The sequence below is a fragment of the Streptomyces sp. VTCC 41912 genome (assembly GCF_045799175.1).
Lineage (GTDB): Bacteria > Actinomycetota > Actinomycetes > Streptomycetales > Streptomycetaceae > Streptomyces > Streptomyces albulus_C.
In genome coordinates this window covers 54,381-69,680 of the sequence record NZ_JBJMAB010000020.1, presented here as the reverse complement: position 1 = coordinate 69,680, position 15,300 = coordinate 54,381, and the positions used below count along the sequence as shown (strand labels likewise).

Genomic DNA, 15,300 nt, shown 5'->3' with positions numbered 1-15,300 from the left:
TCCGGCGTGCGAGTGATATCTCTTCGGGTACCGACGGTACGTCACTTCCGGTCCTGCACCGCGCGGTAGCTTTGCCCCGTGCCTGCCGGGCGGTGACCCGAAGTGGCACGTCCAGTCAGCACAGACAAATTACAACACGTCATTTCCTGTCCCTTTTGCGGCAATTTCCGCCTAATGGTGTTTACTGTAGGTCACCTCGCATGCTGGTGCCGAAGTGATCACTGGGGCAGAATGTCGACAGCTGTCCCGGCCGCGACCGGAACGGGCACGAGGCCGCTGGGGAAGGCGAACCTCGATCCGCACGGGAGGTCCCGGTGACGACACGTGGAGTCCTGTACGTCCACTCCGCTCCACGAGCGCTGTGCCCGCACGTCGAATGGGCGGTGGCGGGCGTCCTCGGGGTGCGCGTCAACCTCGACTGGATCCGCCAGCCGGCGTCGCCCGGCACCTGGAGAGCCGAGTTCTCCTGGCAGGGCGAGGCCGGCACCGCCTCCAAGCTCGCCTCCGCGCTGCGCGGCTGGCACCTGCTGCGCTTCGAGGTGACCGCCGAGCCGTGCACCAGCGCGGAGGGCGAGCGCTACAGCTCCACCCCGGACCTCGGCATCTTCCACGCCGTCACCGGCATCCACGGCGACATCCTCATCCCCGAGGACCGGTTGCGGGCCGCCGTCGCCCGCTCCGCCCGCGGCGAGACCGAACTCGCCGCCGAGGTCGCCAAGCTGCTCGGCAAGCCCTGGGACGACGAGCTGGAGCCCTTCCGCTACGCCGGTGAGGGCGCCCCCGTCCGCTGGCTCCACCAGGTCGTCTGAGACGCCCCGCACACGCCCGTACGGAGCCTCGTGCCGGTGTCGTTCCGCGACACACGGCGCACGGTTGACCTGGAGTGCGCTCCAGGTCCTAGCGTGCGGCCATGGTCGACAACACCACTTCCGACACCCTCGCGATCGCCGTCCTCGGCACCGGGATCATGGGCGCGGCGATGACCCGCAACCTCGCCCGCGCCGGGCTGGACGTCCGCGCCTGGAACCGCACCCGCGCCAAGGCCGAGCCGCTGGCCGCCGACGGGGTCCGGGTCACCGACACCCCGGGCGAGGCGGTGGACGGCGCCGACGTCGTCCTCACCATGCTGCTCGACGGGCCCGCCGCGCTCGACGCCGTGCGCCAGGCCGCCCCGCGACTGGCCCCCGGCACCCTCTGGCTCCAGATGGGCACCGTCGGGCCCGCCGCCCTGGAACCGCTGGTGCGCTTCGCCGCGGAACAGGACCTCCGCTTCGTGGACGCCCCCGTACTGGGCACCAAGGCACCCGCGGAGAAGGGCCAGTTGATCGTCCTCGCCGCCGGTGCACCCGAGCTCCGCGAACGCGCCGACACGGTCTTCGACATCGTCGGCGGCCGCACCCAGTGGGTCGGCGACGACGCCGCGGGCGGTGCCGCCAGCCGGCTCAAGCTGGTCGTCAACAGCTGGGTGCTCACCATCATCGGCGGTACCGGTGAAACCCTGGCGCTCGCCAAGGGGCTGGGCGTGGACCCGCGGGAGTTCCTGGAGGCGATCGCCGGCGGCTCGCTCGACATGCCCTACCTGCGGATGAAGTCGGACCTGCTGCTCTCCGGCGATCTGGCGCCGAGCTTCACGGTCTCCGCGGCCCGCAAGGACGCCCGGCTGATCGGCGAGGCCGGGCGGTCCTCCGGCGTCCGGATGGACCTGGCGGCCGCGACCGCGGAGCGCTTCCGCCGCGCCGAGGCCCAGGGCCACGGCGACGAGGACGGCATTGCCGCGTACTTCGCCAGCTTCGACGACTGACCGCCCGTCCGGACGCACGCGGGCCCGCCCGGTCGTCGTGACCGGGCGGGCCCGCGTACTGCCTGCGTCAGGCGCGGCCTGGTGGGGCCTCAGGCCGTGCGGAAGGCGAGGACCACGTTGTGGCCGCCGAAGCCGAACGAGTCGTTCAGCGCCGCGATCCGGCCCTCGGCCGGCAGGGCCCGGACCTCGCCGCGGACGATGTCCGCGTCGACCTCGGGGTCGAGGTTCTCCACGTTGATGGTCGGCGGGGCCGTCCGGTGGTACAGCGCCAGGATGGTGGCGACCGTCTCCACGCCGCCCGCGCCGCCCAGGAGGTGGCCGGTCATCGACTTGGTGGCGGAGACCGCCATGTGGTCCACGTCGTCGCCGAAGACCTTGCGCAGCGCCTTCAGCTCCGCCAGGTCGCCCTGCGGGGTCGAGGTGGCGTGCGCGTTGACGTGCACGATCTCGGACGCGGCGAGGTCGCTGTTGTCGAGCAGGTTCTGCAGCGCGTGCGCGATGCCGTTGCCGGACGGCTCCGGCTGCACGATGTCGTGGCTGTCGGCGGAGATGCCCTGGCCGACCGCCTCGGCGTAGACCCGGGCGCCGCGCCGGGCGGCGTGCTCGGCCGACTCCAGGACGATCACGCCGGCGCCCTCGCCGAGGACGAAGCCGTTGCGGCCGCTGTCGAACGGACGCGAGGCGCCCTGCGGGTCGTCGTTGTTCTTCGACATCGCCATCATGTTGCCGAACGCGGCGATCGGCAGGGGGTGGATGGCCGCCTCCGTACCGCCCGCGACGACGATGTCGGCACGACCGGTGCGAATCATCTCGATGGCGTAGCCGATGGCCTCGGAGCCGGAGGCGCAGGCGCTCACCGGGGTGTGCACACCGGCGCGCGCGTTGACGTCCAGACCGACGTTGGCCGACGGCCCGTTGGGCATCAGCATCGGCACCGTGTGCGGCGAGACCCGGCGGACGCCCTTCTCGCGGAGGACGTCGTACTGGCCCAGCAGCGTGGTCACGCCGCCGATGCCGGAGGCGATGACGGTGCCCAGCCGGTCGGGGTTGACCGAACCGGCCGGCCCGGCGGCCGCGTCCGGCTCGCCGGCCTTGACCGTGAAGCCGGCGTCCGCCCACGCCTCACGGGCCGCGATCAGCGCGAACTGCGCCGAGCGGTCCAGTCGGCGGGCCTGCGGGCGGGGCAGGATCTCGCCGGGGTCCACCGCCGCCTGCGCGGCGATCTTGACCGGCAGGTCGGCTGCCCATTCCTGCTCCAGGGGGCTCACGCCGGACCGGCCGGCGAGCATGCCCTCCCAGGTCGAAGCGCTGTCGCCACCCAGCGGTGTGGTTGCGCCGATACCGGTGACGACCACGGTGCGATTGGTCGCGTTCACGGGAATTCTTACTCCACGGGTAGAGGTGTCTGAATCGACGGCGCCACCGCGGGGTGGCGACATGCGCTGCGCCAGATCAGGACTGGTGCTTGAGGATGTAGTCGGTCGCGTCACCGACGGTCTTGAGGTTCTTGACGTCGTCGTCCGGGATCTTCACGTCGAAGCGCTCTTCGGCGGCGACGACGACCTCGACCATGGACAGCGAGTCGACGTCCAGGTCATCGGTGAAGGACTTGTCCACCTGGACGTCCTCGGTGGGGATGCCGGCGATCTCGTTGACGATCTCGGCGAGACCCTTGACGATCTCTTCCTGAGTGGCGGCCATGATGGCGCTCCTTCGATTAGCGGGAAACTGCTTGTTTTACGGTGAAGCGGTGAAGGTCCCGCAGCGGCCGGCCCCTCGTGCTCGGTGCCGGGCTGCGCAGATCTTGCCTAGGGGAGAGTAACGACCGTCGCGGCGTACACGAGACCCGCCCCGAAGCCGATGACCAGCGCGGTGTCCCCGCTCTTGGCCTGACCGGTCGCCAGCAGCCGCTCCATGGCGAGCGGAATCGAGGCGGCCGAGGTGTTGCCGGTGGTCTCCACGTCACGGGCGACCGTGACGCTCTCCGGCAGCTTCAGAGTCTTCACCATCGAGTCGATGATCCGCATGTTGGCCTGGTGCGGAATGAAGACGTCCAGGTCGTCCGGGCTGACCCCGGCCGCGTCCAGCGCCTGCTGGGCGACCTTCGCCATCTCGAACACCGCCCACCGGAAGACCGCTTGGCCCTCCTGGGTGATGGCGGGGTAGCGGACCGCCTCGGGCGCGGGACGCTGCTCCGGCCCGTCGCCACCGGGGGTCGGGGTGGTGCGGTACACGTCCCACGAGAGGGTCTGCTTGATGGTCTCGGACTTGTCGCCCTCCGAGCCCCACACCGTCGGGCCGATCGCCGGCTCCTTGGCCGGGCCGACGATGACCGCGCCTGCGCCGTCGCCGAACAGGAAGGCCGTCGCGCGGTCTTCGAGGTCCGTCAGGTCCGAGAGCCGCTCGACGCCGATCACCAGGACGTACTCGGCGGAGCCCTCGGTGACCATGCCCTTGGCCAGCGTCAGCCCGTAGCCGAAGCCGGCGCAGCCCGCGGAGATGTCGAACGCGGCCGGCTTGCCCGCACCGACGAGGTGCGCGATCTCCGTCGCGATGGCCGGGGTCTGCTTGAAGTGCGAGACGGTGGAGACGACCACCGCGCCGATCTGCTCGGGCGTGATGCCGGCGTCCGCGATGGCCTTGCCGGACGCCTCGACCGCCATGGTCGCGACGGTCTCGTCCGGGCCCGCCCAGTGGCGCGTGGAGATGCCCGACCGCGAACGGATCCACTCGTCGGACGAGTCGATGTGCTTGAGGATCTCCTCGTTCGGCACGACACGGGTCGGGCGGTAGCCGCCGACACCCATGATCCGTGCGTACGGGGCGCCCTTGGAAGGCTTGATCTTCGAGGTCATGCGCTGCGGACTCCTATTCGGCCGATGCTGCGGGCGCGGCGTCCGCTGCGTTGGTGATCAGCTCACGGGCCGCGTCCAGGTCGTCGGGCGTCTTCAGGGCGAGCGTCTTCACTCCGGGCAGGGCGCGCTTGGCCAGGCCCGTGAGGGTGCCGCCGGGAGCGGCCTCGATGAGCGCGGTGGCACCGAGCTGCTGGAAGGTCTCCATGCAGCGGTCCCAGCGGACCGGGTTGGCCACCTGGCCGACCAGTCGCTGCACCACTTCCTGGCCGGAAGTGACCGCCTGGCCGTCCTTGTTGGACACGTAGCGGGTGCGCGGGTCGGCCGGCGACAACGCGGTGACGGCGGCTTCCAGGGCCGAGACGGCGGGTGCCATGTGGTGAGTATGGAACGCGCCGGCCACCTTCAGCGGTACGACCCGGCGGGTGCCCTCGGGCTTGTTCTCCACCAGGGTGGCGATCTGCTCGGCGGTGCCGGCGGCGACGATCTGCCCGGCGCCGTTCACGTTCGCCGCGGTCAGGCCGAGCTTCTCCAGGTGCGGCAGGACGACGTCCTCGTCGCCGCCCAGCAGCGCGGCCATGCCCGTCTCGGTGAGGGCGGCGGCCTCGGCCATCGCCAGTCCGCGGCGGCGCACCAGCGTCATCGCCTCGGCGTCGGAGACGGTGCCGGCCAGGGCCGCGGCGGCGAGCTCACCGACGCTGTGGCCGGCCGTCGCGCCGACCCGTGCGACGAGGTCGTCGGTGTGCGGGAAGAGCTGGCGCGCCGAGACCAGGGCGGAGGCCACCAGCAGCGGCTGGGCCACCGCGGTGTCGCGGATCTCGTCGGCGTCGGCCTTGGTGCCGTAGTGGACGAGGTCCAGGTCGATGGCCGCGGACCATTCGCGAAGCTGGTCCTCGACCCCGGGGAGGTCGAGCCAGGGGATCAGGAAGCCGGGCGTCTGAGCGCCTTGGCCGGGAGCGACGAGTACGAGCACCCTCACACTCTCTCTTGTGGGAGGTCCCGCCCGCCCGTGGGGACAGGGACGAAGAACCATCGGGGGAATTGTTGGTGTTCGACAAAAGTCTAGGGTTGAGCCTCACCGTCAGCGAGACGCCCCAGGATCAGGGCGATACGCAGCGTAAATGCGGACCGGACGTCGGACGGCGACCAGCCGGTGACGTCAGTCACACGTCGCAGCCGATAGCGCACGGTGTTGGGGTGGACGAACAGCATCCGCGCCGCGCCCTCCAGGCTGCTCGCCTGCTCCAGATAGACGCTGAGTGTTTCCAGGAGCGCCGAACCGGCCTCCTCCAGCGGTCTGTAGATCTCCTCCACCAGCTGCTCGCGGGCGACCGGGTCCGAGGCCATCGCGCGCTCCGGCAGCAGGTCGTCCGCGAGCACCGGCCGGGGGGCGTCCGGCCAGGCCGCACAGGCCCGCAGCCCGGCGGCGGCGGCCTGCGCGGAACGGGTCGCGGCGAGCAGGTCGGCGACCACCGGACCGGCCACCACGGGACCTGCGGCGAACGGCCCGATCAGGGCCTTGGCGGCCTTGACCGGATTGTCCGAGCCGCCCGCGATCACCACCAGCCGGCTGCCCAGCACGCCGGTCAGCACCTGGAGCTTGGCGTGCCGGGCGGCCCGCCGGATCGCCTCGACGGTCAGTTCGCTGTCGCCGTCCGGGGCGGTGCCCAGCACCACGCACACGTGCTCCGGCGCGTTCCAGCCGAGGGCCGCGGCCCGGGAGACGGCGCCCTCGTCGGCCTCCCCGGAGAGCACCGCATTGACCACCAGGGACTCCAGGCGGGCGTCCCACGCGCCGCGCGCCTCGGCGGCCTGGGCGTAGACCTGGGCGGTGGCGAAGGCGATCTCGCGGGCGTAGACCAGCAGCGCCTCGCGCAGCACGGACTCGTCGCCCGGTGCCGCGACCTCGTCGATCGCGGTCTCCATGACCTCGATCGTGGTGCGGACCATCTCCACCGTCTGCCGCAGGGTGATCGCCCGGGTCAGCTCGCGCGGCGCCGTCCCGAACACGTCGGTGCTGATCGCCTGGGGCGTCTCCGGGTGGCGGAACCACTCGGTGAACGCGGCGATGCCGGCCTGTGCCACCAGGCCGATCCAGGAACGGTTCTCCGGGGGCATCGCGCGGTACCACGGCAGTGTGGCGTCCATGCGGGAGATCGCTGCGGCCGCCAGCTTGCCGGAGGAGTTCTCCAGCCGCCGGAGGGTCGCGGAGTGCGGGTGCGCGTCGCGCGATGCGGGTTCAGACACGGGACCAAGCCTGCCCTATCGGGATGAGGGGGTGGAGCGGTGGGGCTACGGTGGCCCGATGATTCAGGTGCGCAGGGGCGCGGAGCGCTATCGGGGCGGTGACGAGGCCGCCGGCATCGAGTCGCGGCACGCGTTCTCCTTCGGTCCCCACTACGACCCGGACAACCTGCGCTTCGGCGCGCTGGTCGCCTGCAACGAGGAGCGCCTGGCACCCGGCGCCGGGTTCGACGAGCACCCGCACCGGGACACCGAGATCGTCACCTGGGTCGTCGAGGGCGAGCTGACCCACCGCGATTCGACGGGCCGTGCCACGACCGTACGCCCCGGCGACCTCCAGCGGCTCAGCTCCGCCGGCGGGGTCCGGCACGTGGAGCGCAACGACGGCCCGGTGCCGCTGCGCTTCGTGCAGATGTGGCTGACGCCCCTCGCTCCCGGTGGCGAGCCGGAGTACGCGGTGGTGCGGGGCGTCGCCGAGGGCACGCCGCTGCCGCTGGCCCGGGCCGGCGCCACGCTGCGGGTGTGCCGCCTCGGGACGGGCGGGCGCACCGCCGTCCCGGCTGCCGCGCGGGTCTACGTCCACGTCGTACGGGGCGAGGTGCGGCTCGGGGGCGAGGAACTGGCGGCCGGGGACGCGGCGCGGATCAGCGAGGCGCACGGCCTGGACCTGGTGGCGCCGCAGGGCGCGGAGTGTCTGGTGTGGGAGATGGGGGCGGAGCCGGTCTACGGGTGAGCTGCGGGGCAGACCGGGTGCCGGCTCCGCGGCCGGCCTCAGCTGCTGCCGGCCAGCTCGGCCAGGACCGCGTCGGTCAGGACGGGCCAGGTCTCGACGGCCCACGGGCCGAAGTTCCGGTCGGTCAGCGCCACGCAGGCCGCCCCGGCCACGGGGTCCACCCACAGGAACGTTCCGGACTGCCCGAAGTGCCCGAAGGTGCGCGGCGAGGAGGCGGCGCCCGTCCAGTGCGGGGCCTTCCCGTCGCGGATCTCGAAGCCCAGGCCCCAGTCGTTGGGCTTCTGGTGGCCGTAGCCCGGCAGCACCCCGGTCAGGCCCGGGAAGACCACCCGCGTCGCCGCCGCGAGGGTCTGCGGTGCCAGCAGGCGCGGTGCCTGGAGTTCGGCCGCGAAGCGGACCAGGTCCGCGACGGTGGAGACGCCGTCCTTGGCCGGGGAGCCGGCCAGTTCGGTGGAGGCCATGCCCAGTGGGGCCAGCACCGCCTCGTGCAGGTACTGGGGGAACGGGATGTCGGTGGCCTTGGCGAGGTGGTCGCCGAGCGCCTCGAAACCGGCGTTGGAGTAGATCCGCCGGGTGCCGGGGGCGGCCACCTGGCGCGCCTCGTCGAACGCCAGCCCCGAGGTGTGGGCGAGCAGGTGACGGACCGTGGAGCCCTCGGGGCCGGCCGGCTCGTCCAGCTCGACGGCGCCCTCCTCGACGGCCAGCAGCGCCGCGTAGGCGGCCAGCGGCTTGGTGACCGACGCCAGCGGGAAGCGGTGCTCCAGCGGGCCGTACGATCCGACCACCGAGCCATCGGCCCGTACGACGGCGGCCGCCGCGGTGGGCACCGGCCAGTTCTCGATCATCCCCAGGCTCTGCATGGGCCCGAGCCTACGGGGTGCCCGAACGCCTTCAAATTCCGGTCAAGACTGCCCGCCGCCGGTGCTTGCTTGGAGTGCACTCCAACTCTTTAGCGTTGAGGACGTCGAGAGGCGCCCGGCACGACGTCCGGTGCGCCACGGCATCGGGGGCGGTGGCGCACCCGGGAACGACGAGGGGGAAGACGCGGCATGACGGTGACGCAGAGCGAACCGGTGACCAGCGGCACGGTGGTGGCGGGCCTGCCGGAGGCGGTGTGCCCCAGGCCGCGGCCGGCGACGCTCCGGGGCTGCGGGACCGCCCGCGGGGACTACCCGCGGCCGGCCGGTCGCGACCGGTACACCATCAGCGAGGTGGCCCAGCACACCGGACTCAGCGCCCACACCCTGCGCTGGTACGAGCGGATCGGCCTGATGCCGCACGTGGACCGGACGCACACCGGGCAGCGCCGCTTCACCAACCGCGACCTGGACTGGCTGGATCTGGTCGGCAAGCTCCGGCTGACCGGCATGCCGGTCGCGGACATGGTCCGGTACGCGGAGCTGGTGCGCGAGGGCGAAGGGACCTTCGCCGAGCGCGAGGAGCTGCTCACCCGGCACCGCGAGGACGTCCGGCAGCGGATCGCCGAGCTGGAGAGCACCGCCGACGTCCTCGACTACAAGATCGGTATCTACGCCGACGCCCGGCGGGCGTCCGAGAGGGTCTGAAGTTCTCATGGCGAACGACACGAAGATCGACACTGTCCGGCTGGGCGCCGACGGCCCGCAGGTGGGTGTCCAGGGCCTCGGCTGCATGGGCATGAGCTGGGCCTACGGCCCCACGGAGGACGCCGGCGAGGCGCGGGCCACCCTGGAGCGCGCGCTGGAGCTGGGCGTCACGCTCTACGACACCGCCGACGTCTACGGCGACGGCGACAACGAGGAGTTCATCGCCCCCTTCCTCCGGGCGCACCGCGACGAGGTCGTCCTGGCCACCAAGTTCGCGCTGGCCAACGACCCGCAGGACCCCACCAGGCGCACCATCCGCAACGACCGGCCCTACGTCCGCCAGGCCATCGAGGGCAGCCTGCGGCGCCTGGGCGTCGAACAGATCGACCTCTACTACATGCACCGCCGCGACGTGCGCGTCCCCCTGGAGGAGACGGTCGGCGCCATGGCCGAGCTGGTCGCCGAGGGCAAGGTCAAGCACCTGGGCCTGAGCGAGGTGACCGCCGCCGAACTGCGGGCCGCGCACGCCGTGCACCCGATCGCCGCGGTCCAGTCCGAGTGGTCGCTGTTCAGCCGGGACATCGAGGCGGGCGTGGTGCCGGCCGCCGCCGAGCTCGGCGTGGCCCTCGTGCCCTACTCGCCGCTCGGCCGCGGCTTCCTCACCGGCTCGTTCGTCCACGCCGACCAGGAACTGACCGCCGACGACTTCCGCCGCCAGCAGCCCCGCTTCACCGGCGACAACGCGGCCGCCAACGCCACGCTGCTGGAGCCGGTCCGCACGGTCGCCGACGCGCACGGCGCCACCCTCGGCCAGATCGCGCTGGCCTGGGTGCAGCAGCAGTCGGCCACCCGCGGGCTGACGGTCGTCCCGATCCCCGGCACCCGCAAGCGCAGCCGGGTCGAGGAGAACACCGGCGCGACCCGGATCGAGCTGACCGCGGAGCAGCTCGCCCTGCTGGAGCCGATCGCGGGCAAGGTGGCGGGCGACCGCTACGCCGACATGCGGTTCACCTCGGCCGGGCGCGAGTAGCACCGGCCGGCGGAGCGCCCGGGGCGCCGTGGCGGACCCTGCCGGTCCGACGCGGCGCCCCGCGCCCGTCACGCGTACCCCAGGGCAAACACCGCGAAGGCCGCGGCCAGCACCGCCGCGCTCGCCCGCCGGGCCCCGCCGACCCCCGTCCACGGCGCCTCGAAGCGGCGGGTCACCGACCCGATCAGGACGAGCAGGACGGCGAAGACCGGCAGCCACGCCAGCCGCACCGCGAGCCAGCCGAGCGTGTCCGGCACGGCGGTCAGGCCCGGTACGGCGCCCGCCGCCGACACCGGCAGGGCCGCCGCGAACATCGCCGTCTGGTGCCAGCACAGGATCGTCATCGCCGACAGGTTGATCACGACCACCGGCGCCCACAGGGCGGGCCGGCGCAGCAGTCGCGCGAGCTTGTCCCGCAGCAGCACCGCCGCACCGGACTGGGCCGCGGCCAGCGCCAGCACCAGCAGCGACGGCGGGTGGGAGTTGACCCGGTCCTGACCGGGGACGCCCACCATGCTCGCCGGGTAGTGGAAGAACAGCAGCAGCGCGGCGAACAGCGCGGCGCCGCCCACCAGCAGGATCCGGGCGGCGGGCCGGCCCAGCCGCCCCTCGCCCCAGCAGACGCCGAGTTGGTAGCCGAACAGCCAGCCGGGCACCAGGTTCACCAGGCCCAACCAGGACGGCACGGCCGCGGCGAGCGGCCCGTAGCGCAGGACGTCCACGGCGGCGACCGACACCAGCAGCACCGCCGCGCTCCACAGGCCCGCCCGGCGGGCGGCCGCGGCGCAGAGCGGCGTCAGCGCGGTGACCACGGCGTAGATCCCGACGAACCACAGCGGTTGGATGACCAGCGTGGCCCCCGTGCGCAGCGTCGCGGTGGGCACCCCCAGGCCGTGCAGCAGCGGGACCAGCGCGGCCCAGACGGCGGTCACGCCCAGCACCGGGCGGCCCAACCGGGCGAGCCGGCCGCCCAACCACCCCGCTGTGGAGCCGCCTAGGGCGGCGCTGCGCCGCAGGGACAGCACCGAGGCGTGCCCGCCGACCAGGAAGAAGACGCCGAGCATCTGGAGCAGCCAGCTCGCCGGGGCGAGGAAGCCGAGCGTGGTCAGCGGGCTGGCGTTGTGCAGCGTGCCGTCGGCGTCCCGGGTGAAGCCGCCGAGCAGCCAGTGCCCCGTGGGGACGGAGAGCAGGGCCAGCGCCCGCAGACCGTCCAGGGCCCGGTCGCGGTGGGCCGGGGTGCGGGCGTCGAGGGCGCGGACGGCGGCGCCGGCCCTGGCGCGGAGCGCGGGCAGGGCGGCGCGGGGGCGATCCGCGCGGCTGGTGGGTCTCGTGACGGGAACGGGGCTCTCGGTGGTCATGGGGCGTCCTTGGTCGAGGAGGTGCGGGGCGGGGCGGCCTCGGGGTTTTCGGGCCTCGGAGCCTTGGGGCGGCACCTGCGGGGGACGGCGACGCCGGTCGCGCCCCGGCGGACGACGCGGCCGGCTAGTGCACGTCGCCGTAGCGCCCCAGGGCGATCGCGGCGAAGTTGCGGAGCGAGTCGGTGCCGGGGGCGAGGTAGCCGGTGTGGCCCTGGGCCCGCTCGGCGGGGACCCGACGGGCGCCGAACGCCGGATCGGTGGGGTCGGCGCCGTGCCCGAGCCCCAGCAGTTCGACGTGCGGGACCCTGCCGATCCAGTCGGAGGCGTCCCGCGCCGCCCACACCCGGGTCGTGGTGCGCAGCTGCGCGGCGTCGTCCCGGCGCATCCCGGGCGAACCGAAGACCACCAGGTCGGCGAGGCGACCGCGGCCGGCGTGCGGGACGGCCAGGCCGCACACCACCGACCCGTAGCTGTGGCACAGCACGGCCGGGGCGGGGGCGCCGGTGGCGGCCAGGCCGGCCAGGAAGCGGTTCAGCCGGGGCGCGCCGGCCTCGGCGAGCCGGCCGGTCGCGGCGTCCGGGCCGAGGCCGACCGGGGTGGTGTACCCGACCCAGGCGATCACCGCGGTCCGCACCTGCGGCGCCTCGGCGGCCATCTGCCGGCGCAGCGACGCGGCCATGCCGGTCGGCGTGCCGTACCGGTCGGTGGTGCGGTCGAAGGTCGACAGGTCGATGTCCGAGCCCGGCACGATCACCGCGACGTGCTGCGCGGACGCCAAGTCGCCCTGCACTTCGGCCACTTGGCCGCGTCCGCGCGGGTCGAAGGCGAGGATCCGGCGGCCGGGAGCGAGCAGCGCGGCGTAGCGTGCGGCCGTCCGCGCGGCCTGCTGGTGGTCCTGGAGGGTGCCGGACGGGTCGGTGGTGCGGGCCAGCTCGCGGTCCCGTTCCGCGCGCAGCGCACGGGCGTTGGCGGCGTACCGCAGGGCGACCGGCGCCCCGTCGAGGTTGCCGACGGTGAGCGGGTGCCGGGCGACGAGCGCCCGTTGCTGGGCGTCGGTCAGTCCGGCGAAGAACCGTGCGACCGCGGCGGGGGAGGCGCTCGCCGGATCCGGTAGCGGGATCCCGAGCGCGTGGTCGGCGCGCCAGGCGGCGGCGCCGGGGGCCGGGCCGGTGACCGCGGTCTGCGCGGAGCCGGCCGCCCAGCCGCCGGTCCCCGCGACGACGGTCAGCGCGAGGACGGCGGCGGCGAGCGTCCGCTTGCTGCGCCGGGCGGCGCTCCGCAGCACGGTCATGGTGGTCTCTCCCTCTTCCAGCGGTGTGGCAGAGGGAAAGGTAGGAAGCCGGTGGGTGACGCGGCGTCACACCGCGGAGCCAACTCCCGGGTGATACCGGGGTAGGGGGTCCGGGCCGGCGGTCGTCCCCGCGGAGGAGGAGCCGGGGGCTGTCCCGTCGGGGAGGGTGGGGCTAACCCGAAGGGCCGGTGGGGACAACCCGAGACGGCGGTATCAGCGCGCGCCGGGCGAGACCAGTCCCGACTCGTAGGCGAAGATCACGGCCTGGGCGCGGTCGCGCAGCTCCAACTTGGCGAGCACCCGGCCGATGTGGGTCTTGACGGTCTGCTCGGCGAGGACCAGCCGGTCGGCGATCTCCTGGTTGGACAGCCCGCGGGCGATCAGCTCCAGGACCTCCGTCTCGCGCGGGGTGAGGCCGTTGAGCCGCAGTGCGGTGCGGTCCGTGCGGGGCTCCGGCCGCTGCCGGGCGAAGTCGGCGATCAGCCGGCGGGTCACCGACGGCGCGAGCAGCGCCTCGCCGGCCGCCACCACCCGGACCGCGGAGATCAGGTCGGCCGGCGGCGCGTCCTTGAGCAGGAAACCGGAGGCGCCGGCGCGCAACGCCTCGTAGACGTAGTCGTCGACGTCGAAGGTGGTCAGCATCAGCACCTTCGGGCGGTGGACGACCCCGACCGGCGGATCGAGCAGGCGACGGGCCGCCTCCAGCCCGTCCATCTCCGGCATCCGGACGTCCATCAGCACCACGTCGGGGTGGAGCCGCCGGCTCAACTCCACGCCCTGCACGCCGTCCGCCGCGTCACCCACCACGTCGATGTCGGCTTGCGCGGCGAGCAGCGCGGCGAACCCCGCCCGCACCATGGCCTGGTCGTCGACGATGATCACGCGGGTCGTCATGGGGCGTCGGAGTCCTTCACTGGGTGGGGGCCGGACGGTGGGATCGGTGCGGAGAGCGGGAGTTGGGCGGCGACCCGGAAGCCACCGCCGGGCAGCGGCCCGGTGTCCAGCGTGCCATCCACCAGGCGCACCCGCTCCCGCATCCCCACCAGGCCGTGCCCGGTGCCGCTGGTCTCCAGCGGAGCGGACATCGGCGGGGCGGGGCGTTCGTTGACCACCAGCACCGTCAGCCGCGCGCCGTCGCCGGTCGTCGTCACCGACACCCGGGTCGGCGCGCCCGGGGCGTGCCGCACCACATTGGCCAGCGCCTCCTGGACGATGCGGTACGCCGACAGGTCCACCGCGGGTTCGGGCGCCACCGGCTCCTTTGGCAGCACCAACTCCACCGGCACACCGGCCCGTACGGTCGCCTCGACCAGCTTCGCCAGCTGGCCGATGCCCGGCTGCGGGGCCCGCTCAGGGCCCGGGCCTTCCTGCCGCTCGGTCTCCTCGCTGCGCAGCACCCCGAGGAGCCGGCGCATCTCGGCCAGCGACTCGCGGGCACTCGTCGCGATCGCCCCGAACTCCTCCTGGGCCTCCTGGGGTATCCCGCTGATGCGGTACGGCGCGCTGTCCGCCTGGACCGTGATCACCGACATGTGGTGGGCCACCACGTCGTGCAGCTCGCGGGCGATCCGGGTGCGCTCCTCCAACAAGGTGCGCCGGGCCCGCTCCGCCTCGCTGATGGTCTCCTGCTCCTGCAACTTCCGCTGGGCGTCGCCCCGTTCCCGCAGGGCGGCGCCCAGCAGCAGCACCACACCGGACAGTACGAACATCAACACCGAGGTGCTCTGGCTGCGCTCGGGCGCCACCGCGTCGAAGAGCACCCCCGCCACCCCGGTCGTGAGCCAGACCGCGATCAGGGTGCGCCGGCGCTCGCGCACCGACAGCGCCATCATCAGCGCGAGATAGCCGACGATCACCGTGGGCGGCCACGGCCACGGGCGGCCCGCGACCCCGTCGACGCCGGTCAGCACCACCGCACAGACGACGTTCGCCGCGAACATCACCCACCACGCCTGCAACGGCCGGGTCACCGCGAGCAGCAGCGGCACGCTCTGCGCGGTGGCCAGCGCACCGGCCAGACCACCGGCCACGCCGTAGTCGTTGCCGAGGACGTTGGCCCCCGACGGCAGCAGCGACACCGCGAACCCGAACGCCACCACGTACGGCAGTCGGCGCACCCAGCGTCCGCGCGCGCTGTCGAACAGCGGGGTGCCGGGGCGGGTCGGCGTGCCGAGCTCGGTGGCGAGCACGCGCAGTGCCGAGCGCGCGGCCCGCAGTACGTGGCGGGCGGCGCGCAGCGCGGCGGTGCGGACCGGTCGGCGCCCGTCGTCGCCGGTCGGTTCGTCTTCGGGGGGAAGGGATCGTGTGGACATCGCGGGATCAATGTAAGCGGACCGCGCACACCTCGGCGTCATACCGTGGTGCGGGCTTGTGCCCCGTACCACGGTATGACGCCGAGGCCGGCGGGCCGGAGCGCCGTCGGGCGC

Annotated in this window: 15 protein-coding genes; 5 read left to right on the top strand and 10 right to left on the bottom strand. The window is 73.6% G+C overall.

Translation table 11 applies throughout. The features are described from left to right. Positions 1 to 314 precede the first annotated feature (314 nt). Both ACJ6WD_RS25315 and ACJ6WD_RS25310 read left to right on the top strand, forming a co-directional pair. The gene (locus ACJ6WD_RS25315; protein WP_016572339.1) at positions 315 to 809 is read left to right on the top strand and encodes a DUF3145 domain-containing protein; all 495 of its coding nucleotides are present in this window, start codon (positions 315 to 317) and stop codon (positions 807 to 809) included. A 101-nt stretch (positions 810 to 910) separates the two neighbouring features. Beyond that, positions 911 to 1,801, top strand: a complete 891-nt coding sequence (locus tag ACJ6WD_RS25310) for an NAD(P)-dependent oxidoreductase (RefSeq protein ID WP_376444294.1) — start codon at positions 911 to 913, stop codon at positions 1,799 to 1,801. A gap of 89 nt (positions 1,802 to 1,890) precedes the next feature. On the opposite strand, the gene ACJ6WD_RS25305 is transcribed toward ACJ6WD_RS25310, so the two are convergent. From ACJ6WD_RS25305 to ACJ6WD_RS25285, 5 genes are all read right to left on the bottom strand, one after another. Then, a complete protein-coding gene (locus ACJ6WD_RS25305; RefSeq protein WP_233660903.1) occupies positions 1,891 to 3,177 on the bottom strand; it encodes a beta-ketoacyl synthase in 1,287 nt (428 codons plus the stop codon). 76 nt (positions 3,178 to 3,253) lie between these two features. After that, on the bottom strand, positions 3,254 to 3,502 hold the full coding sequence (locus ACJ6WD_RS25300) for an acyl carrier protein (protein ID WP_016572342.1): 249 nt from the start codon (positions 3,500 to 3,502) through the stop codon (positions 3,254 to 3,256). A 107-nt stretch (positions 3,503 to 3,609) separates the two neighbouring features. After that, the gene (locus tag ACJ6WD_RS25295) at positions 3,610 to 4,656 is read right to left on the bottom strand and encodes a ketoacyl-ACP synthase III (protein WP_233660902.1); all 1,047 of its coding nucleotides are present in this window, start codon (positions 4,654 to 4,656) and stop codon (positions 3,610 to 3,612) included. A 13-nt stretch (positions 4,657 to 4,669) separates the two neighbouring features. Beyond that, positions 4,670 to 5,626, bottom strand: coding sequence for an ACP S-malonyltransferase (locus ACJ6WD_RS25290; RefSeq protein WP_376447013.1), 957 nt, complete (start codon positions 5,624 to 5,626; stop codon positions 4,670 to 4,672). 89 nt (positions 5,627 to 5,715) lie between these two features. Next, entirely contained in the window at positions 5,716 to 6,900 is a 1,185-nt protein-coding gene (locus tag ACJ6WD_RS25285) for a CdaR family transcriptional regulator (protein ID WP_233660900.1), read from the bottom strand. Between the two features lie 58 nt (positions 6,901 to 6,958). Here ACJ6WD_RS25285 and ACJ6WD_RS25280 point away from each other — a divergent pair, with 58 nt between their 5' ends. Further along, a complete protein-coding gene (locus ACJ6WD_RS25280) occupies positions 6,959 to 7,630 on the top strand; it encodes a pirin family protein (protein ID WP_407616547.1) in 672 nt (223 codons plus the stop codon). Between the two features lie 38 nt (positions 7,631 to 7,668). Here ACJ6WD_RS25280 and ACJ6WD_RS25275 read toward each other — a convergent pair whose 3' ends face one another. Continuing rightward, a complete protein-coding gene (locus ACJ6WD_RS25275) occupies positions 7,669 to 8,490 on the bottom strand; it encodes a serine hydrolase (RefSeq protein ID WP_233660898.1) in 822 nt (273 codons plus the stop codon). 189 nt (positions 8,491 to 8,679) lie between these two features. Here ACJ6WD_RS25275 and ACJ6WD_RS25270 point away from each other — a divergent pair, with 189 nt between their 5' ends. After that, on the top strand, positions 8,680 to 9,195 hold the full coding sequence (locus ACJ6WD_RS25270) for a MerR family transcriptional regulator (RefSeq protein ID WP_331248414.1): 516 nt from the start codon (positions 8,680 to 8,682) through the stop codon (positions 9,193 to 9,195). A gap of 7 nt (positions 9,196 to 9,202) precedes the next feature. After that, positions 9,203 to 10,225, top strand: coding sequence for an aldo/keto reductase (locus tag ACJ6WD_RS25265; protein ID WP_407616546.1), 1,023 nt, complete (start codon positions 9,203 to 9,205; stop codon positions 10,223 to 10,225). 68 nt (positions 10,226 to 10,293) lie between these two features. Here ACJ6WD_RS25265 and ACJ6WD_RS25260 read toward each other — a convergent pair whose 3' ends face one another. The 4 genes from ACJ6WD_RS25260 to ACJ6WD_RS25245 form a co-directional block, all read right to left on the bottom strand. After that, positions 10,294 to 11,583: an acyltransferase family protein gene (locus tag ACJ6WD_RS25260; RefSeq protein ID WP_407616545.1), complete on the bottom strand. Its 1,290-nt coding sequence runs from the start codon at positions 11,581 to 11,583 to the stop codon at positions 10,294 to 10,296. A gap of 124 nt (positions 11,584 to 11,707) precedes the next feature. Next, positions 11,708 to 12,874 carry an alpha/beta hydrolase gene (locus ACJ6WD_RS25255; RefSeq protein ID WP_407616544.1) on the bottom strand — a complete coding sequence of 389 codons (1,167 nt, stop codon included), beginning with the start codon at positions 12,872 to 12,874 and terminating at the stop codon, positions 11,708 to 11,710. Between the two features lie 213 nt (positions 12,875 to 13,087). Continuing rightward, positions 13,088 to 13,768 (bottom strand): response regulator transcription factor, encoded by a 681-nt coding sequence (locus tag ACJ6WD_RS25250; protein ID WP_233660893.1) that lies wholly within the window; start codon positions 13,766 to 13,768, stop codon positions 13,088 to 13,090. Then, positions 13,765 to 15,186 (bottom strand): sensor histidine kinase, encoded by a 1,422-nt coding sequence (locus ACJ6WD_RS25245; RefSeq protein WP_233660892.1) that lies wholly within the window; start codon positions 15,184 to 15,186, stop codon positions 13,765 to 13,767. Before ACJ6WD_RS25245 ends, ACJ6WD_RS25250 begins: the two co-directional genes overlap by 4 nt. Between the last annotated feature and the right edge of the window lie 114 nt (positions 15,187 to 15,300).